This window comes from Devosia sp. YR412, assembly GCF_900110945.1.
Taxonomy (GTDB): domain Bacteria; phylum Pseudomonadota; class Alphaproteobacteria; order Rhizobiales; family Devosiaceae; genus Devosia.
The window spans coordinates 288,336-308,116 of sequence record NZ_FOFL01000001.1 but is presented as its reverse complement, the minus strand read 5'-3'; the positions used below and the strand labels follow the sequence as shown (position 1 = coordinate 308,116).

The window sequence follows — 19,781 nt, the reverse complement described above, 5'->3', positions numbered from 1 at the left end:
TGCAGATTTCAATGTGTATTTTGGGATTAATTCTAAGTTAACTCAATTTTACTTCGATTGAGAGCCTGCGAAGCCGGAGGGACAAGATCATTCGGGAACGCAGGCTTGGGAGCCGCAATGATCTTGTCCCTAATCCAGCCTTTTGCATTGGCCAGTCAGCAGGAAACGTGGAGCGTCGAGCTGTTTCACCGCTGCCATCCCACCGGAGATTCGGGAGGAGTAGTGTGAAGATAGGCGCCAGCAACAGTCCTGAAAATTGTAAGGATTGACGTCGCTGTTTATGCCGCTGTTGGAAATTACATCCGTAAATTTGCCAATGGCAGATTTAACTGCGTATCTTATCGTAGTCTCAATGGCGTATTGCGGCGGACTTGAGAGACTTGGTTTTGACTGGCTCTGCATGCCGGAGCAGAGGTCATGCTAGGGTTTGCCGAAGACTATCTCGGCCGCATTCGTGCCGCGACCAGTGACCACGACATCATTGCAATATTGGCCCGGCTGGCCGGCGACCTGGGTTTTCGCAGCGGCTATCTCATCGAATATGCCAGCTCGCTGAAGTCGGCGGTGCGCGTGCTCGACAGCAATGCCGGTCGCGCCGGCTGGTGGGATCACTATATTTCGAGCGGCCTGCGCACCAGCACGCAGCCGATTGCCGACATCCTCGACAAGGGAGGCGTGCAATATTTCGATGGGCTGCGCTTTGCCGATCCACGCGATCCGCTGCTGGCCTTTGCCCGCCGCGTCGACATGGTCGATGCCGCGCTGGTGCCGATGAGTTTTGACAGTGAAGTCATCGGGTTGATCGGGCTATCGGGCGCGACGCGGCTCAATGCCGAGCAGGAGCGCGCGTTGCAATTTGTCGGCTACACGCTGTTCTCGCAGGCGCGCTCATTCCATGTCAGCGGCATCAAGACCGCGGGCGCCGGCCTCACCCCGCGCGAGCGCGAGGTCATGGTGTTGTCAGCCGAAGGCCTGACCGCGCAACAGGTCGCCGACGAACTCGGCATGTCGCCCCGCACCGTCAACCAACACATGGACAATGTCGCCGGAAAGCTTGGCACCAAAAACCGGGTGCACACGGTGGCCGAGGCGATAAGGCGGGAATTGTTTTAGGCGGGGCGGCGAGCCTTGTGGGGGCTGCTTATCTGAAGAGCTTTCCCACCCATGATGTCATCCCGGCCTTGAGCCGGGATCCATCTCGAGATCGTGCCACAGCCGCAAGGTGGATCGATCTGGCGGCGTGAGGATAGACCTCAGGATGGGCCCCGGCGCAAGGCCGGGGTGACACTGAGTGTGTGGAGCCTATACGGACGCCTGCGCGCCCTCAGCCAGTTGCCCCAGCTTCACCTGCACCAGCAGGCTCAGCTCGTCATAGACATTCCACTCGTCGACGATCTTGCCGTCTTTCCAGTGGTAATGGCTCATGCCCATCACCTGGACGCGCTTGCCGGTCGGGTCGCCCAATTCGCCGAGGATGCCATAGCCGAGGTGATGGCCTTCCATCACCCAGCGCACGGCGACCTTGGTGCCGCCCTCTTCGCAGGGGTTGGACGCCACATGCTGGATTTCATAAGACGCGTCGGGCAGCGAGCCGATCAGGCCGAGATGCTGGTGAATGATGGCGGCGACGCCATAGAGTTCCTTCATCAGCGGGCCATGATACTGCGCGGTGGGCGCATAGACCTCGGCGATCTTGCCGAACATGCGCTTGACGAAAACCTCATGCAGCATTTCCACCGTCTGCACTTCAATGTCATTATGCGCGAGGCTGAGGTCGGCCTTTTCGTTCGGCCGCGTCTGGCCGAGGAAGCGGCGGTTTTCGCCGATATCGAGCGAGATCAGCCCGGCATCGAACTTCGACTTTGCCGTGCGGGCCGCGAAGTGGTTGGGATCAAGACCGAGCTGCTTGATGATCGCCATCTGATCGGCCACCACCCATTCGCGATAGATCATGTTGCGATGCACCATGCAGTCGGCAATGGTCCGCGACACGAAGGGCTTTCCGGTCGGCTGGCCGAGGTGGCCATATTGCGTATGACGGCCCGAGCCGGTCACCAGATGGCTGGTGTAGAAACCATCCTTGTCATTGCCGTTCCAGATCACCTGGGTGCCCATGCCGCGGCGCTCGGGGAAGCTCACGAGGCGCTGGATGGTGTCGCGCACCACGTCTTCGCGATTGTAGATGGTGCCGGTGGTGCCATAGAGCACGCAGTTATGCGTGTAATGGGTATAGATCAGGCCGATATCGCGCTCGTCCCAGATCTTGTGGGTGCAGCGGATGATGTAATCGACGATGTCGGTATAGATGTCGTCGAAGCCGTCGAGCGACTGCGAACGCGGGCGATCGGTCGGGGCCAGGTCGGGATAGTCGCGCCGCTCGACCTGCAGCACATTTTCTTCCAGCGCCACGGCGGACGCGCCCTTGGTCTTGGGGTTGCTGGTGGTCTCGCTCATGCTCGCTCCTTGGTCGTCTGCCGGAATGGCGTTGATATCGCCCAGCCAGTCGCGCACATGACGCGCTACTGCGGCCGGATTTTCAAGCGGGGCAAAGTGGCCCGCGTTGGGAATGGTAAAAAATCGCGCGCCGGGAATGGCCTGCGCCATCTCGCGATGCGCCTCGAGCGAACAGACCTGCTCGGCCTCGCCGGCAAGGATCAGCGTCGGTACTCCGATTGCCGCCAGGCGCGGCCGGCTATCGGCGCGACTGATGGCGACTTCGGTCTGAGCGGCCAAAGTGTCGATACCGGCATCGCGTGCCATGCACCGGATGACGTCGCGCAATTCGGTATTGCCGCTATGGCCTGGCGCGACGAGGTCGGCCCAGCTTTCATCGACATAGCTTGCAAGGCCCGCTTCCCGCGCTCTGCGGACTGCCCCGCGACGGCGCTCTGCATTCTCTGATGGATCGGGTCGCGCCGTGGTGTCGACCAGCGCCAGCCTGGCGATCCGCTCTGGCGCCCGGGCGATCATTTCCAGCGCGACAATGCCGCCCAGCGAAAAGCCGAGCAGCGAAAACCGCTCGGGCGCCTGGCCGAGGATCTTGACGGCCAACTCGGCCGCCGTCTCGCCGCCGCTCATCTCCACCACTGTCGCCACCGGCACGCCGAGCCGGTCCAGCATGGGCGCGAACAATCTTGCGTCGCACGCTGTGCCCGGCAGCAACACGAGCGGCAGCGGCACCGTCACGGCGCCCACCCTCTCGACCGGTGCGGGAATAATCTGGTTCATCACGATCCATGACATCTCGACCAATGGCCAAGAGTGATTTTGCCAAAAAACTCTGGCAAATTTTGAATACGTATGCAAGATCAAATTCAGCCGGCTAGCGTGGAGCAATCCGCGAGCAAACTGGCAGCAAACAACAAGCAAGCTTGCTGCAAACAGGCCCAAGCTTGCACCTTTTCTTGCGCATCCGGAGCTGACCGCAATGACCTCTGCCACCACCTCCCCCTTCCCCGGCGTCACCTATGTGAAGGCCCCCGAGCGCTCCTCGATCGGCGACAACGCGCCCGTCGAAACGCTGGTCAGCGAGATCATCGCCAATGTCCGCAAGAATGGCGACGCCGCCGTCCGCGAGTATTCGGCCAAGTTCGATAAGTCGGACATTACCGTGTTCGAAGTCACTGCCGCCGAACGCGAATCCGCCGTCGCCGAGCTCGATCCGCAGACCCGCAAGGACACCGAATTCGCCATTGCCAATGTGCGCAAATTCGCCGAAGCGCAGCTTTCGACCATCCTGCCGCTGGAGGTCGAAACCCTGCCCGGCGTCCATATGGGCCACCGCGTCATCCCGATCCAGCGCGTCGGCTGCTATGTCCCCGGCGGCCGCTATCCGCTGCTCAGCGCCCCGATCATGACCATCGTCCCGGCCAAGGTGGCCGGTGTTGACGAGGTCATCGCCTGCCTCCCGCCCAATGCCCACAAGGCGATGATTGCCGGATGCCATCTCTCTGGCGCTGATCGGATTTTCCGCATCGGCGGCGCCCAGGCCATTGCCGCCATGGCCTATGGCACCGAGAGCGTTCCGGCTGTGAACAAGATCGTCGGCCCCGGCAATGCCTTCGTCAACGAGGCCAAGCGCCAGGTGTTCGGCCCGGTCGGCATCGACCAACTCGCTGGCCCGTCTGAGATTTTCATCGTCGCCGACAAGACTGGCGATGCCGAAATGATCGCCACCGACATGCTGGCCCAAGCCGAGCACGACATCCGCACCCGCGTTGGCCTGATCACCACCGACAAGGCTCTGGCCGAGGCGACGCTGGTCGAAATCGAAAAGCAGCTGGCGACGCTGTCCACGGCCACCACGGCGCGCGAAGCCTGGATCAATTATGGCGAGATCACCGTCTGCGACAGCGAAGATGCGATGATCGCCTATTCCGACCTGATCGCCGCCGAGCACCTGCAGGTGCATACCGCCGACGCCAAGGGATTCGCCAAAAAGCTACGGAATTACGGCAGCTTGTTTATCGGCGAGCTGGCCAGCGTGGTCTATTCCGACAAATGCTCGGGCACCAACCACACCCTCCCCACCATGGGCGCTGGCGCCTATACCGGCGGCCTGTGGGTCGGCGCCTATGTCAAGATCGCCACGCATCAGTGGCTTGATGAAGAAGGCGTCAAGCAGGTCGCCCCACCCGCCGCCCGCCAGTCCGCCAGCGAAGGCCTCGAAGGCCACCGCCGCGCTGCACAGCTGCGGCTCGATCGCATGCAGGCCAAGGCCTAAACAAAAAGGCCGGCGAAAGCCGGCCTTTTTGTTTCCCATCAGAGACTTGTCGTCAGCTGATCTTATCAGCCTCGGCCCAAGCCGCGCGCAGCTTCTCGACCGTAAACCCCGGCGCCCGTGCCGCGGTCAGGATCGGCACTTCCTTGCGCATCACCACGTCGATCGCCCAGCCCATGCGCTCGATATGCTCTGCGGGGATGACCACCCCGCCGTGGCGATCTGCATGGATCAGATCGCCCGGCCGCACCTGCATGCCAAACACCGTCACCGGCACATCCAATTCCGTCACATGCACGAAGGCATGGCTCGGGCCCACCGAGCCAGCGATCACCTGATACCCCTCGTCGAGCATGCCCAGGTCACGCAAAACCCCATTGGTCAGTGTTCCGGCAACGCCCAGGCCCTTGTGCTGGGCCACCTGCATTTCGCCCCAGAAGCCGCCGATGGCATGGGGGAAATCCATGTCCTCGATCACCGCCACATTGGGGCCGTCGCCGGCCGAGACATATTCGTAGTATTGCATGCGCAAAGCCCGCACTTCGGCGGCCGGCTTCTGTGCAGGAGACGATGCGCGGATTTTCGCCGTGCGGGCAAAGCCTACCACAGGAGGGAGGCTGGGGTCGGCGCAGACCACCGGCGTCTTGGTAAAACCCTCCGCGGTCCGCCCGCCCATGACGTGTTCGAGGGCATTGCAGACGGTCGGCGTATCCGCCTTGCGCAAAGCGGCAAGGACGTCGGGCGAAATCGTTGGCATCTTGGGTCTCCTCAGGCGGCTTTACTGGCGATTTCGGCGCCTTCCGACAGCGCCTTGAGCTTGGCCCAAACGATCTCGCTGTCCACGGCGCCGAAGCCGGCGAAGGTGGAAAAGCCGCAGTCGGTGCCGGCGATGACCCGTTCGGCGCCGACGATATCGGTGAAATTCTTCAGCCGCTGGGCGATCAGCTCGGGGTGCTCCACGAAGTTGGAGGTCGAGTCGATAACCCCGGGGATCAGCACGTAATCGTCGGGCAGGTCGACATTTTTCCAGTCGACCCATTCATGGGCATGGCGCGGGTTGGCACCTTCGAACAGCAGCGCCCGCGGCTTGGCCTTGAGCAGGCTGGGCAGGATTTTCTTGAGCGCGATGTCGCAGACATGGGGGCCTTCGTAATTGCCCCAGCAGACATGCATGCGCACCTTGCTGCCGTCGATATTGCGCAGGGCGTGGTTCATCACCTCGATGTGGCGGCCGGCGGCGACGACGAAACCGGCGTCATCGAGGTCTTTGTACATCATGTGGCGGCCCAGGCCGAGGTCGGGCGCGTCAAGCTGCAGGGTGAACCCCGCGGCGACAATGCCCTCATACTCGACTCGCATGCCTTCGGCGACGGCTTCAAGATAGTCGTCCTGCGTCGGGTAAAATTCGTTGGGCTGGAACAGGGCGATGACGCCCGGCGTCGCCGAATTCATGAAGCCCTTGGCATAGCCGTTGGCGTCAAGCGCCGACTGGAATGCCTCGACGTCCTCGCGCAGCGGCTCAAGGCTTTTCACCGTGATTTCGGCGACGCATTTGGGACGGCGATAGGTGGGCGTACCGCCGGTATTGGCCTGGCGTTTCAGAAAGCTCGGGAACAGTTCCAGGTCGGCCGGGGGCTGGCGCGAGCTGTCGCCGTCAAAGCCGGTCAGCCGGTCCTTGATATAGGTGGCGTAGGAGATCTTGCTCATTTCGCCATCGGACGGCAGGTCGACGCCGGCCGCTTTCTGCCGGGCGACGATGTCGCTCACAGCGGCAGCGATGATCTGGTTGAAGCCGGCCTCCTCGATAGGGACGCCGGCCTCGCGCGCGAACACAAGGTCCGTCACCTGCTTTGAACGCGGCAGCGAGCCGACATGGGTGGTGAGGATCCTGTGGGTCATGGCTTACTCGGCAGCTTGGGCGGTGGCGAACTGCGGGGCGGCCGGGGCGGCCGCTCCACGGATGACGAAGGCGATCGCATCGGCCGAAGCCGGGTTGCGGAAGCCATGCACGAGCCCAACCGGAATGGTCAAAGTATCCCCTGCCCCCAGAATGAGCGTACCATCGGCCCAATTGACCTCGAGTGTGCCCGACTGGACAAAGATCACTTCCCCTTCGCTACGGCTGTGTTGGGCCACCGTGGCGCCGGTCTCGAGCTTGAGGCGGCGCAGCGCAAAGTCATGGCCCCAGCTGCCGATGATCGGGCCCGCCTTGAAGCCATCCTGGGCATCGACATCGCCGATCAACGCGGCTTCCTCGACGCCTTCGGCAGCGAGCGGGGAGTTGGGGTTACCGGCCATCTTGGCATGCGGGATGTAGTAACTGGCCAGCTCTTCAATCGGCGGAGTGGCCAGCTCCTTGAGCTTTTCGGCCGTCGGGGGCTGTTCCAGCTCGGCGCCTTCAGGCACGGTTTCGCCGATGGTGGTATCGACCAGCTTGCCGCCCTTGAGCAGCTTGAGGCCGAAATCCTCGGCCATCTTGAACACCGACGGAGCCCAGACCACCTTGCCCGGATCGTCATGACCAAGCACCACGGCGAGGAAGCCGGTGCCCTCGTCGCGCTTTTCGAAGCCGCGGAACATGTGGGTGGGGACGGTTGCCACGTCACCCGGTTCGACGTCGAGATAGCCCTCGTCCTTGTTCGCGCCGAAAACGAAGCGCCACTTGCCGGTGTGGACCAGGAAGGTCTCGGCGGTCAGGTGGGAATGCTGGGAATTGACGCAGCCGAAGGGCTGGCGGGCGGCGCCGAAGTTGAAGCCATGCGCCTCTGGGATATGCACCACCTGCGCCTTGTTCTCGGAAACGCCCGGCCCGATGATGGTGAAATTCTCTTTGCGATCCGAGCCCGGCGTGCGCGCATCGATGAAGGCATTCCGCAGGCCCTTGAGGTCGGCATAGCGCACCAGGCGCTTTTCCATTTCGGCTTGAGTCCATTGGGTCATCTAAGAGGTCCTTTCACTCGCAAAAGTGGATTTGCATTCGTATGCATTGAAGTTCGAAAGTGTGTCGTGTGAATGGTTTGATACACATCCGGGGTCAGGCCTCGCGCGGCCGATAGATGGTCTGGCCGTCGCGCTCTATGAGGCCAGTCTGCGGCAGCCGCGCCGAGCTGCGCACGATCAGGTCGCCATTGAGAATGCGATGTTCGGCTTCGATTTCGCCGCTGGCGATCTGGTCCATCAGGATATCGACGGTGGATTCCACCATGCGCTTGAGCGGCTGGCTCATTGTGGTGATGCCATAGGAGGTCCAGCGGGCGGGGCCCACATCGTCATAGCCGACGATGGAGAGGTCTTCGGGAATGCGGATGCCGAATTCATGGCGGGCCACATCCATCACCGCTACGGCCATATGGTCATTGGCGACAAAAATGGCTTCGGGGCGGTCCTTGCGCGACAGCATGGTGCGGGCGGCGGCTTCGGCATCAAGGCGCGAATAATTGCCGGTTTCGATCACCACATCGGCAAAGCCCGCGGCAGCGAGGCCTTCGACATAACCCTGCTGGCGGTCGCGGTTGGTCGAGGAATTTTCAAGGCCCGCGATATAGCCAAAGCTCTTGTGGCCACCGGCGACGAGGAAATCGGCGATGCGCTTGCCGCCTTCCTTGTTGCGCGTGGTGACGCTGGAGACAGCATCGCGCTCGGTGGTGCGGTTGAACAGCACCACCGGAATGCCGGCCGTGGCGCATTCTTCCGACAGTTCGGACGACAGCGAGGTCGATGCCAGGATAATGCCGTCGACGCGGTACTGCATCAGCTGGTCGAACACCGGGTCGCTGTCGCGGTCCATGAAGCCGGTGAACAGCAGCAGGTGGTAATTCTCGGCGGCCAGCGCCCGGCCCAGCTCTTCCAACACGTCGGGGTAGAACAGGTTTTCGAGATAGGCCATCACCACGGCAATGATGCGCGAGCGGTTGGTGATCAGTGACCGCGCAATGGCATTGGGGCGGTAGCCGAGCACCTTTGCCGAGGCCAGCACCTTTTGCCGCGTCTTGGGGGAGATCGAGGCACCGGGGGTAAAGGTGCGCGAGACGGCCGACTGCGAGACGCCGGCGTGATCGGCGACCTGGCTGGACGTGACACCGGGCTTTTTTACTCCGCTGTCCATCCGCCATCCACCAGTAGTGATGCGCCGGTCACGAGGGCCGCGGCATCGGAGGCCAGGAACACAATCGGTCCCATGATATCTTCAACGCGCCCCAGCCGGCCCAGCTTGATCTTGGACAGGACCCAGCTCCGGAACTCTGGATCGCTGAGGTTCTTGGCGGTCAATTCCGTCTCGATGAAGGTCGGGCAGACCGTGTTCACCCGGATATTGCTGGCGCCGAGCTCGATGGCCATAGCTTTGGAGAGGCCTTCAACAGCAAACTTGCTGGCGGCATAGACGGCGCGGGCCGGGCCGCCGACGTGGCCCATCTGCGACGAGATATGGATGATCGATCCGGGCAGGCCTGCAGCCACCAGCCGTGCCACTACCGCCTGCGACACGAACAACGTGGCCGCCAGATTGAGGTCCATCACGGCCTGGTAATTAGTCGGGGTGATATCGGCAAAGCTGGAATGCCGTGCCGTGCCGGCCGAATTAACCAGCACCTGGAAGGGCTCCACATCGTCGACGAAAGCCTTGACCGCGTCGCTGTCGGTAATGTCGAGCGCCACGCCTTCGGCCGAGAGGCCGGCATCGGCCATCTGATTGACCAGCGCCTCGATATCGCCGGCGGTGCGCGCGGCGATGGTCACAGCAGCACCCGCCTCCGCCAGCGCTACCGAGGCGCCCAGCCCGATGCCGCGCGTACCCCCGGTGACGAGGGCGCGCTTGCCATCAAGACGGAAGCTGGGGGTGCGCGGCAGGGTCATTATTCGGCAGCCTCCACACGTGGGGTAGCGCCGGTGCCATAGGGCACGTTGCGGCCGCCATAGCGGCGCACCCGCACATTGGCCTGTTCGGCATGGCCGACAAAGCCTTCGAGCATCGACAGCCGCGAGCCATATTCGCCGATCATGGCCGAAGCCGCGTCCGTCGTGACGGTCTGCCACGTACAGGTCTTCATGAATTTCCCCACCCACAGGCCACCCGTATAGCGCGCTGCCTTCATCGTGGGGAGAGTGTGATTTGTCCCGATCACCTTGTCGCCATAGGCGACATTGGTGCGCGGCCCGAGGAACAGCGCGCCGTAGTTGGTGATATTGTCGCGGAACCAGAGATCGCGATCGGTCATCACCTGCACATGTTCCGAGGCAATGCGGTCGGCTTCGGCCAGCATTTCCTCGTAAGAGTCGCAGACGATCACTTCGCCGAAGTCATCCCACGACTTGCGGGCGATTTCACCGGTCGGCAGGATTTCGAGCAGGCGCTCGATCTCGGCCATGGTTTCGCGGGCCAGCTTTTCCGAATTGGTCAGCAGGATCGCAGGGGTGGTCGGGCCATGTTCGGCCTGGCCGAGCAGGTCGGTGGCGCACATTTCGCCGTCGACTGTTTCATCGGCGATGACCAGCGTTTCCGTGGGGCCGGCGAACAGGTCGATGCCGACGCGGCCGAACAGCTGGCGCTTGGCTTCGGCAACGAAGGCATTGCCGGGACCGACCAGCATGTCGATCGGCTTGATGCTTTCGGTGCCGATCGCCATGGCGCCAATGGCCTGGATGCCGCCCAGGACATAAATTTCATCGGCACCGGCCATTGCTTGTGCGGCAACGACGGCCGGTGCCGGCTTGGCTCCAAACGGCGGAGCGCAAGTGATGACGCGCTCGCAGCCGGCCACCTTGGCGGTGATCACCGACATATGGGCCGAAGCGAGCAGCGGATATTTGCCGCCGGGGACATAACAACCCACGGCGTTGATCGGGACATGCTTGTGACCGAGGATGACGCCGGGCAGCGTTTCGACCTCGAGGTCCTGCATGGTGGCGCGCTGCGCCTGGGCGAAATTGCGCACCTGGGTCTGGGCGAATTCGATGTCGATCAGATCCTGATCGGTGAGCTGGGCCATGCAATCGTCGATCTCGACCTGGCTCAGGCGGAAATCCTTGCGGTCCCACTTGTCGAACTTCTGGCTGAGTTCACGCACGGCCTGGTCGCCGCGCTTCTCGATATCGCCGAGAATGGTTTCCACCGTGGCGCGAACCTGACGATCCGCCTCCGCCCGCTCCTCGACATCCTTACCGCGCTTCAGCCAGACTGGCATTTTTGCCGCTCCCTTTATTGGCATTGTGCATACGTATGCAAATTTGTAAATATCCAGCTTTGCCGGATACCCGGAAAAGACGCCGTGAATTGTCAGGTTAGCTGGGGTGGGCGCTGCACCGCGTGGTCGGTGGCGCGTTCGAAGGCGTCACCGATCTGGATGATGCGGGCCTCGTCGTGATGGCGACCGATGATCTGCATGCCGATCGGCAGGCCGTCATGGAAACCGATTGGCAGGGCCAACACCGGATGGCCGCTGACATTGAAGCCAATGGTGCGCATCGGCGTCCAGACGGCTTCCTTTTCAAAGGGCGCCGCCAGCAGCGCTGTCGTCAAGGCACCGACGGTGATGATGGCGTCGTAGCGGTCGAGCAGTCGATCCACCTCGGCACGAAAGCAGTCCCCTGCCCCACGGGCTGCGGCCAATTCCTCGTCGGTGACGGCAAGGCCGGCAGCGAGACTGAGGTAGGCGCGGCGGCCAAAATGCTCGGGGTGATCGCGCAATTCGGGCAGGTGATAATCGAAGCTTTCCTTGTGCAGGATAGCCGCGGCGGCCACTTCAATGGCGGGATAGTCGGGGAGGTCGACCTCCTCGATTACCGCGCCAAGCTGCGACAGGGTCGAGATGGCGGCATCCATGGCGGTCAGCACGGCCGGCATGGTCTGGTGGTCCTGGGCAAACCAGTTGCGGGCATAGCCGATGCGCTTGCCGGCAATGGACTGGCCCAGCAGACGCGTGGCGGACTTTTCGGCCGCCAGGCCGGCGATGAGGTCGAGTGTCAGCGCCGCTTCGGCCACGGTGGCGCTCATCGGGCCGACATGGTCCATACTGTCGGACATGGGCAAAACGCCGTCGCGTGGCACAAGACCGAAGGTAGGTTTCAGGCCAACGACGCCGCAATAGAACGCCGGGCCGCGTAGCGAGCCGCCGGTATCGGTACCCAGTGTCGTGCGCAGCAGGCCGCCAGCGACAGCGACCGCGCTGCCGGAGGACGAGCCGCCGGTGATGTGCTCGAGGCTCCAGGGATTGCGCGCCGGCGGGAAGGCGCCGCGGCTGTCGGGGCCGACTGTGCCCCATTCATAGGTCGCCAGCTTGCCGATGATAATGGCGCCGGCAGCGCGCAGGCGCTGCACGACGTCGGCGTCGGCCGTCGCGATGGCTGCTTTGCGACCGGGCGTATTGGCAGTGGTGGCTAGGCCTGCAACATGGATCAGGTCCTTGATGCCGACGGGAATGCCCTGCAGGGGACCATGATCGAGCCCTGCAGCAAACTCCGCATCGGCCTGGCGCGCAGCTGTCAGCGCAGGTTCGCGGTCAATGGCATAGAAGGCGCGATAAGATGGATCGCGCGCCTCGATCCGGCGCAGACAGGCCTCCACCAGCGCCACCGAGGTCAGGCGGCCGTCGCGCATGCGCTTGCCCTGCTCGAACAGCGACAGGTCCAGCGCCGCATCGGCGATATCCGTGGTCGTTGGTCCCACCTGCAGCCCCGCGATGCCGTCGCTCATCCAGCTGGCGAGCTGATAAACGCCCTCGGCCTCGGCCGCGTTCATGGTCAGGCCATGGCGCGCCACGCTGGCCGCGAAAGCGTCGCGGCTGGCCTGTTCGGATGGGTCGATCGCCAAGGCTGGCTCCTGCGCGGACATGTTAGTTGCCAGAAAGGATACGCTGGCCGGTGGCTCGGTCAAACAAGTGACAGGCGGCGGGCGCAATATTGACGCGGACCACATCGCCGATCTCGGCGCGGTAATCCTTGGCGACCTTGATGGAGATCAGCTCGCCCGCCACGCGCAGCGAGATCATGGTCGCTTCGCCGAGCAATTCGACGGTATAGATCGGTGCTTCGATCTGACCGTTTTCGCCCGTCACCACCGCATCCTCGGCGCGGAAGCCGAGCGTCACCGGGCCGTTGACCTGGGTCGAAAGGCCCGAGACGCGGATGTGGTCGCCGGTAAAAACTCCGTCCTGAATATCGCCGTGTACCAGGTTCATGGCGGGGGAGCCGATGAAGCTGGCAACGAATGTATTGGCCGGGCGGTCGTAGATTTCCATCGGCGTGCCGACCTGCTGGATCAGCCCCTTCTGCATGACCACGACGCGATCAGCCAGGGTCATGGCTTCGATCTGGTCATGCGTCACATAGATGGTGGTGCGCTTGAGCGTGTGGTGCAGGTTCTTGATCTGCGCCCGGGTCGAGACGCGCAGCTTGGCATCGAGGTTGGACAAAGGCTCGTCCATCAAAAAGGCATTGGGCTCGCGCACGATGGCACGGGCCAAGGCCACGCGCTGGCGCTGGCCACCCGACAGGGCCGCCGGGCGGCGCTGCAGGAAATCGTCGAGCTCGACCATTTTGGAAGCGGCCATGACGCGTTCATGGTGCTGCTCCTGCGGCACCTTGCGGACCTTGAGCGGGAAACGGATGTTCTCGTAGACCGTCATGTTCGGGTAGAGGCCATAGCTCTGGAACACCATGGAGATGTCGCGATCCTTGGGCTCGAGCTTGTTGACCAGCCGGTCGCCGATCCAGATCTCGCCCTCGGTGATGTCTTCGAGACCCGCGATCATGCGCATGGTCGTGGTCTTGCCGCAGCCTGAAGGGCCGAGCAGGACGAGGAATTCCTGGTCGGCAATGTCGAGGTTGAAATTGTCGACACCGACGAAATTGTGCCAGCGCTTGGAGACGTTCTTGAGACGGATCTGGGCCATTTTCTGGATCAGCCTTTCACTGCGCCGGCGGTGAGCCCGCTGACGATCTGGCGTTGGAAGAAGAGGACGAGGATGAACAGCGGCACGGTGGCCGAGACCACGGCGGCGACGGCGAACATGACATTGCCCTGTTCCTGCACCGAGCCGAGGAAGCTCGAGATCTTGGGCACCATGGTCTGGTTGTCGGAGCTCAAGAGCATGGAGGTGACGGCGAAGTCGTTATAGGCCAGCAGGAAGCTGAACAGGCCGGTGGTGACGACGCCGGGCCACATCACCGGGATGATGACGCGGCGGAAGGCCTCGAAGCGCGAGCAGCCGTCGACCATGGCGCTTTCATCCAGATCCTTGGGGATCGACAGGAAGAACGAGTGCAGCATCCAGAGGGTAAAAGGCTGGTTGATCGCGACCAGCACGATGATGGACGTTGGTAGCACGCCCCAGATATTGAGCTGGAAGAAGGGCAGCAGATAGCCCGACACCAGGGTGATATGCGGCATGGCGCGGAACACCAGCGCGATGATCAGGATCCAGAAGGCATAGCGCTGACCTGAGCGGGCCAGGGCATAGCCACCGAGCGTGCCCAGGGTCAGCGAGATGACGGTGACCGAGACGGTGACGATGGCGGTATTGCCCACCGCGCGCCAGAATTCCTTGGTGACCCAGGCGCCGTAATAGCCGTTGCCGGTGAAGGCATTGCCGTCATTCTGGGCCTTGGTATAAGTGCCAAAAATGGCGTTCCACCAGCTTTCGCGGGAGAAGAAGTCGGGCTCGACCTTGAAGGAGCCCCAGACCGTCCAGAAGAAGGGAAAGGCGGCCAGCACGACCCAGAGCGCGATGAAGGCATAGATCAGGACGTTGAGACCGAGCGGGCGTTTTTGCGAAACGGATGCATCAGACATGGGTCAGACCACCTTGTGGTTGAATTCGCGCCAGGTGCGGATCAGCACCGGGGTGAGCAGGATGATGACGCCGATGATGGTCAGAACCGAGGTGGCGCCGGCCGAGCCGAACAGCTGGGCATCGCCGGAGAGGTCATTGAAGATCATCCAGCTCAGCGAGGTGGCATTGGCTTCGGCGGAGAAGCCGACGATCGGCTCAAAAACGCGGAAATTGTCCATCAGCTGCACCAGCGCCACGAAAGTCGCGAGCGGCGCCAGATGCGGGATGATGACGTAGCGGATGCGCTCCCAGCGGCTGGCGCCGTCAATCATCGCTGATTCCAGCGTGTCGCCTGGCACTGTCTGCAGACCGGCGTAGAAGACCACGAAGCTGAAGGGCGCATTGGTCCAGACGCCATAGAACAGCAGCGACAGCCAGGTCAGCATGGGCGACTGGCGCAGCGACAGGTTGGGATTGTCGAAGAGGTTCTGCAGCGTAGCGCCGACAATGCCATTGGGTTGGATCATCCAGTAGAGGATCAGCGAGCCGATCAGCGGCGTGATGATCATCGGCAGCAGCGAGAAGAAGATCACTGGCCCCTTGGTAGGCTTTGGCAGGGCATTGACCGCCAGCGCAATGGCAAAGCCCAGCGCCATGGCCAGCGGCGTCACCACGAAGCAGAACACCAGCGTAAAGCTCAGCGCCTTGTAGAAGGGGAGGTTGTAGATGCGGCTGACGACGTCGCCAAAGCCTGTGTTGCTGGACAGGATGGCGCCGATCTCGTTGACCGCCAGGTGACCGCGATTGAGATAGGTGCCGAAGCCGTTGAACTGGCCCATCGGCGCTTCGGCGCGCAATTCGGCCATGGCGGCGGTATCGACGCGGGTCTCGGTGGTGCAGCCGCCGAAGGGCTGGCAGCTCTCGACCTGGACCAGCACGCGACCATGCTCGACGTGAAAGCTCTGGACGATCACCGAGACGATCGGCAGGGCGATGAACAGCACCATCGCGATCAGCGAGGGCAGAATGAAGGCAAAGAATGTCTTATGCGGCATGCACTGCCTCCCAAACGCGGCAAATGAATTGGAGCGTGACGGCAAGCTGCCGCCGGCACCTCTGCAAGGCAAGAGGTGAGGGGTGGAGGGGCCCGAACGAGGGCACGCGAGCCCCTCCGTCTTCGTCAACCGCCTCGAAAGGCGGCTGGCTTAGAGATAGCCGCCTTCCTTGGCGGCGGTGTCATAGGCAGCCTTGACGTCGGCCAGGGCCTGTTCGGCGCTTTCGCTGCCGGCCATGAATTCGGCCAGTTCAGCCGAAAGCGCGGTGTGCAGCAGGCCCATATAGGGCTGCATCGGATAGGCGCGGGCGCCACCATTGGCAGTGGCGATGACGCCGACGGCATTGGGGCCGGGCTCGTAGCCGGCGACCAGCCAGGTGGCAACGGTCGGGTTAGCGGCAACCATTTCCGGGCTGATGCCATGCACCATGGCCTGGAAGGAGGCGGCAGCGTCTTCGTCCGAGATGTTCTTGGCGATGGTGAAACCATCCCACCAGAGCGCCACAGCCGGGGTGGTGCCGCCACCGATGGTCGGTGCGCCGGCCATCACGGTATTGGCGACGACGCCTTCGGCAGCGCCTTCGCCCTTGAGCATGTCACCGGCGAGCGAGCCCCACTGCACCATCATGGCGACATTGCCGGCCTTGTATTCGGCCTGGATGCCATTGGCGTCAAAGGTCAGGTAATCCGGATCCATATAGGCGGTCAGCGCCTTCATGTTTTCCAGCGTCTTGAGGCCGTTTTCATTGTCGATGGCCAGTTCGGCCGAGCCGGGCGCGAAGAATTCGCCGCCGGTGCCGAGGTAGGTATTGACGAATTCGGCAGCCAGATCCCAGCCGGGCTTGTCGGAAGCGGCCAGCGGCGTGGCGATGATGCCATCGGCCTTGAGCTTTTCGGCAGCGGCCAGCATGTCTTCATAGGACTTGGGCTCGGCAATGCCGGCCTTGTCGAGCAGGTCCTTGCGATAGAACAGGTGCTGCGCATTGCCCATGAAGGCGATGGCGACAGTCTTGCCGTCGATCTTGATCAGCTGGTTGGGCTGCAGCGACTGGCCATACTTGGCAACCAGATCGTCGAGCGGACGGATCAGGTCGTCATTGAGCAGCGGCACGATTGAATTGTTGGCGACGACAGCAACGGTATATTCGGCCGGACTGATCGAGAGCGCGGGAACCTGCAGGTTCTTGTGCTCGGCCGTGGCATTGGCAGTGACGGTCACGCCATCGGCGGCGCATTCGCCGGCCGTGGTGTTGACGAGACGCAGCGCCTCGAAGTCGTTGGACAGAATACGGACCGAACCGGTCCCCTCGATGCCGCAGGCGGCAAAGGCAGCGCCTGCGGTGAGGAGCAGTGCCCCCAGCGAGACGGTGGTCTTCAACATAAGCTTCATGTGGTTCTCCTGACGGTGAACGGCGCTCCCCTACATAGTGCGCCGACCATCCCCTGTTGTCGTTTACGCTCCCGCGGCTGGATGGGTCACTGGCTCAACCGACCCGTGCCAGCCCTTTGTTTTCCGCACGTCACAATTGGTACGGGCACTTGCATACGAATGCAATACACTTTTGCATTCGTATGCAATTTGCTGAATTGTTAAGCAGGAGTGGCCGTTTAGAGGCTATTTCGCCGTCATGCCGGGAGTCAACTACACGGAGTTGGAGAGATGCTTAGACCGGCTCAGTCGCCTTGTCGCGGGTGACCCAGGCGCCATCGCGCCATTCACGGACGGTGACGGAGATGCGCTCGGCATTGATGTCGATCAGGTTATAGGCATTGGGCTCGCCACGCAGCCGGGTGGAAATGGCCGACGAAGCTTGAGCAATCAGGATGGGCGCCACGGTGGATTTGCTAAGACCCATGGGCTGGCCCTCGCGAGCGGCAGACTTGGCCTCGTGCTTGCGCACATAGGACAGGTGGAAATGCCCGGACAGCACGAGGCGCACGCCGAGACTGGCGAAAGTTTCCAGCGCATCATCGGCCCGCTTCACACGCTTGGTTTTTTGCACCATGGGCGCCGTCGGAAAGAGCAGCGGATGGTGGGCGACGATGATGCGCACGGCATCGGGCGAGGCCTTGGCGAAGCGCTCGTCGAGGTCTTCCAGCTGGCCGCGGGAAATCGTGCCATGGCCCCAGTTCCATTCGAGGCGGGCACGGCGCGAGGTGCGCATGCCGACCAGCACGACGCCATCCATTTCGAGGAAGGGTTCGAGGTCAGGCGAAATGTAGCGCTTGTAAAAGCCATAGGGATTGAAAAAGCGGCGGAAAATGTTGACCGCCGGCACGTCGTGATTGCCGGGCACGGCAAACACCGGCGCGGTCAGCTTGTCGAGAAATTCGCGCGCCTGCTCGAATTCTTCCTTAGTGCCGATCTGGGTGAAGTCACCACTGGCGACAATGAGGTCAGGCGCCTGCGCATTGATGTCTTCGGCAAAGCCTTCGGCCAGGGCCGGATCGTGGTGGCCGAAATGCAGGTCGGAAATATGCAGGATTTTCATGCGGCCTCCGCCGGTGCGACGGCGACGGCCGGCACGATGACCGAAAGCGCCTTGGGCCGGATCTTGAAATTGAGCGGGGTGTGCAGCGTTTCCACCTCGCCGTCGAACATTACCTTGATCAGGTCCTTGCGGGTGTCGATGGTGACGGAATTGACGCTTTCCATGCTCAGGGCCTCATCATTTTTCCAGCGACCCAGCAGCATGCCAGTGGTCAGGCGGATGAAGTCCCGTGGCGTCAGGTGCCGCAGCACATAGAGCGTCAACGAGCCCCGATCGAGACTCTGGCGCGAGAAGAACTGGCCCAGCCCTTCGTCATAGGAATTGCTGGCGACCGCCATGGCCTGGACGCGTTCGACGCGTCGCTCGCCCAATTCCGTTTCGATGACAACGGCAATGCGCTTGGCCCGGGCCAGACGGCGGAAGATGTAGCGCAGGAAGCCTATTTTGGCACCCGCGTCATAGCGCCCCCTGATGTGCTCACGGCCGGCGGCAAGACCGGGGATCAGGCCAACGACGACCTTGTGCAGGAATATCCGGCCATTGACCTCGCCGACATCGATGCGATGAGTTTCCCCGGTCACCAGCGCCGCCACCGCCTGCGGCAGGGCAAGCGGCACATGCAGATCCTTGGCAAGCGCATTGACGGTGCCGAGCGGCAGGATGGCGAGGTTCTTGTCGGTATCGACCAGGGCCGAGGCCAGCGCGGTAATGGTGCCGTCGCCGCCGGCCGCCACAACTGTTGGGGCGTTGCTTGCCATGGCATCGGCAAGGCGCTCCGACAGCGCGATATCGCTGCGGGCGTCGATCTCGGCATTGAGGCCATTGGCCTCGAACAGTGCAGCCAATGAAGCCGCGTCGACGCCGGTGGCATTGGCCGTGCCGGCATTGGCGTTCAGGATGACATAGTGGGTCAGGTCGGCCATGGTCGTTCCGGTCCTCGCGCGTGGCTGGTCCCTGCGGAACGTGTAGCTTGATGGTACGTTGCGTTGCCAAACGAGGAAGCGTCGAAATGTTGCATAAATGGGGTCAGTCCAGCCAGGTCCGCCGCGTGCGGGACTTCGTCACCGGCGAGGCGCCGCTGCTCGCGGCCATTGCCATCATCAGCGGACTGATCCTGGCTTTCCTGCAGATTGCCGACGAAATGCTCGAAGGCGAGATGCAGGAATTCGACAATTCCATCCTGATGCTGTTTCGCGATCCGACCAATATCGACCAGGTGATCGGCCCGGTCTGGCTGCATGAAATGGTGCGCGACATCACCGCTCTGGGCAGCTTTTCGCTGCTCGGGCTGATCGTGATTATTGTCTGTGCCTATCTGCTGATGAGCCGCATGCGTGCCGCGGCTCTGCTGGTCGTCGTCTCGGTGCTCAGCGGCACGCTGCTCAGCACCGTGCTGAAGATGAGCTACAATCGGCCCCGGCCCGATCTGGCGGCCATGTCGCATCAGTTCACCGCCAGCTTTCCCAGCGGCCATGCCATGCTGTCAGCCGTCACCTTCCTGACGCTAGGCGCGGTGCTGGCGCAATTGGCGCCGACGCGGGCCCTGCGAATCTTTACCTTTGGCCTCGCCATTTTCCTGACCGCCATTGTCGGCTCGAGCCGCATTTTCATGGGTGTGCACTATCCCAGCGATGTGCTGGCCGGCTGGTGCCTCGGTGCCGCTTGGGCGCTGCTCTGCAGCACCGCCGCAATGCTGTTGCAACGCCGCGGCACCGTCGACCGCCCCGCTGACGAAGCAAAAATCTAGC

The 19,781-nt window shown here is 62.5% G+C and carries 17 protein-coding genes; 3 read left to right on the top strand and 14 right to left on the bottom strand.

Translation table 11 applies throughout. From position 1 onward, the window contains the following. The first annotated feature begins 417 nt into the window (after positions 1 to 417). Positions 418 to 1,113: a helix-turn-helix transcriptional regulator gene (locus tag BM045_RS01535; RefSeq protein ID WP_092179240.1), complete on the top strand. Its 696-nt coding sequence runs from the start codon at positions 418 to 420 to the stop codon at positions 1,111 to 1,113. 189 nt (positions 1,114 to 1,302) lie between these two features. Here BM045_RS01535 and BM045_RS19115 read toward each other — a convergent pair whose 3' ends face one another. After that, positions 1,303 to 3,228, bottom strand: a complete 1,926-nt coding sequence (locus BM045_RS19115; RefSeq protein ID WP_244522840.1) for an alpha/beta fold hydrolase — start codon at positions 3,226 to 3,228, stop codon at positions 1,303 to 1,305. Positions 3,229 to 3,427: 199 nt separating this feature from the next. On the opposite strand from BM045_RS19115, the gene hisD (BM045_RS01520) reads away from it, so the two are divergent. Then, on the top strand, positions 3,428 to 4,723 hold the full coding sequence (gene hisD, locus BM045_RS01520; protein WP_092179239.1) for a histidinol dehydrogenase: 1,296 nt from the start codon (positions 3,428 to 3,430) through the stop codon (positions 4,721 to 4,723). Between the two features lie 52 nt (positions 4,724 to 4,775). On the opposite strand, the gene BM045_RS01515 is transcribed toward hisD (BM045_RS01520), so the two are convergent. From BM045_RS01515 to BM045_RS01455, 13 genes are all read right to left on the bottom strand, one after another. Further along, on the bottom strand, positions 4,776 to 5,477 hold the full coding sequence (locus BM045_RS01515; protein WP_210184971.1) for an RraA family protein: 702 nt from the start codon (positions 5,475 to 5,477) through the stop codon (positions 4,776 to 4,778). Between the two features lie 11 nt (positions 5,478 to 5,488). Continuing rightward, a complete protein-coding gene (locus tag BM045_RS01510; protein WP_092179238.1) occupies positions 5,489 to 6,619 on the bottom strand; it encodes a cobalamin-independent methionine synthase II family protein in 1,131 nt (376 codons plus the stop codon). Positions 6,620 to 6,622: 3 nt separating this feature from the next. Continuing rightward, a complete protein-coding gene (locus BM045_RS19110) occupies positions 6,623 to 7,660 on the bottom strand; it encodes a cupin domain-containing protein (RefSeq protein WP_092179237.1) in 1,038 nt (345 codons plus the stop codon). A gap of 94 nt (positions 7,661 to 7,754) precedes the next feature. Continuing rightward, entirely contained in the window at positions 7,755 to 8,825 is a 1,071-nt protein-coding gene (locus BM045_RS01500) for a LacI family DNA-binding transcriptional regulator (protein ID WP_092179236.1), read from the bottom strand. Further along, the gene (locus BM045_RS01495) at positions 8,810 to 9,574 is read right to left on the bottom strand and encodes an SDR family NAD(P)-dependent oxidoreductase (RefSeq protein ID WP_092179235.1); all 765 of its coding nucleotides are present in this window, start codon (positions 9,572 to 9,574) and stop codon (positions 8,810 to 8,812) included. The genes BM045_RS01500 and BM045_RS01495 overlap by 16 nt, the downstream gene beginning before the upstream one ends. Continuing rightward, positions 9,574 to 10,902 carry a histidinol dehydrogenase gene (hisD, locus tag BM045_RS01490; RefSeq protein ID WP_092179234.1) on the bottom strand — a complete coding sequence of 443 codons (1,329 nt, stop codon included), beginning with the start codon at positions 10,900 to 10,902 and terminating at the stop codon, positions 9,574 to 9,576. The genes BM045_RS01495 and hisD (BM045_RS01490) overlap by 1 nt, the downstream gene beginning before the upstream one ends. 92 nt (positions 10,903 to 10,994) lie before the next feature. Next, positions 10,995 to 12,527 carry an amidase gene (locus BM045_RS01485; RefSeq protein ID WP_244522839.1) on the bottom strand — a complete coding sequence of 511 codons (1,533 nt, stop codon included), beginning with the start codon at positions 12,525 to 12,527 and terminating at the stop codon, positions 10,995 to 10,997. A gap of 22 nt (positions 12,528 to 12,549) precedes the next feature. Continuing rightward, on the bottom strand, positions 12,550 to 13,608 hold the full coding sequence (gene ugpC / locus BM045_RS01480; RefSeq protein ID WP_092179233.1) for an ABC transporter ATP-binding protein: 1,059 nt from the start codon (positions 13,606 to 13,608) through the stop codon (positions 12,550 to 12,552). A gap of 8 nt (positions 13,609 to 13,616) precedes the next feature. Then, positions 13,617 to 14,507, bottom strand: a complete 891-nt coding sequence (locus tag BM045_RS01475; RefSeq protein WP_092179232.1) for a carbohydrate ABC transporter permease — start codon at positions 14,505 to 14,507, stop codon at positions 13,617 to 13,619. 3 nt (positions 14,508 to 14,510) lie between these two features. Beyond that, complete coding sequence (locus BM045_RS01470; protein ID WP_092179231.1) at positions 14,511 to 15,542, bottom strand: carbohydrate ABC transporter permease; 1,032 nt, start codon at positions 15,540 to 15,542, stop codon at positions 14,511 to 14,513. Between the two features lie 150 nt (positions 15,543 to 15,692). Next, on the bottom strand, positions 15,693 to 16,931 hold the full coding sequence (locus BM045_RS01465; protein WP_210184970.1) for an ABC transporter substrate-binding protein: 1,239 nt from the start codon (positions 16,929 to 16,931) through the stop codon (positions 15,693 to 15,695). A gap of 274 nt (positions 16,932 to 17,205) precedes the next feature. After that, complete coding sequence (locus BM045_RS01460) at positions 17,206 to 18,033, bottom strand: metallophosphoesterase family protein (protein WP_092179230.1); 828 nt, start codon at positions 18,031 to 18,033, stop codon at positions 17,206 to 17,208. Beyond that, positions 18,030 to 18,956 carry a diacylglycerol/lipid kinase family protein gene (locus BM045_RS01455; protein WP_092179229.1) on the bottom strand — a complete coding sequence of 309 codons (927 nt, stop codon included), beginning with the start codon at positions 18,954 to 18,956 and terminating at the stop codon, positions 18,030 to 18,032. The genes BM045_RS01460 and BM045_RS01455 overlap by 4 nt, the downstream gene beginning before the upstream one ends. Before the next feature lie 86 nt (positions 18,957 to 19,042). Here BM045_RS01455 and BM045_RS01450 point away from each other — a divergent pair, with 86 nt between their 5' ends. Then, positions 19,043 to 19,780, top strand: a complete 738-nt coding sequence (locus BM045_RS01450) for a phosphatase PAP2 family protein (protein ID WP_092179228.1) — start codon at positions 19,043 to 19,045, stop codon at positions 19,778 to 19,780. Position 19,781 lies beyond the last annotated feature (1 nt).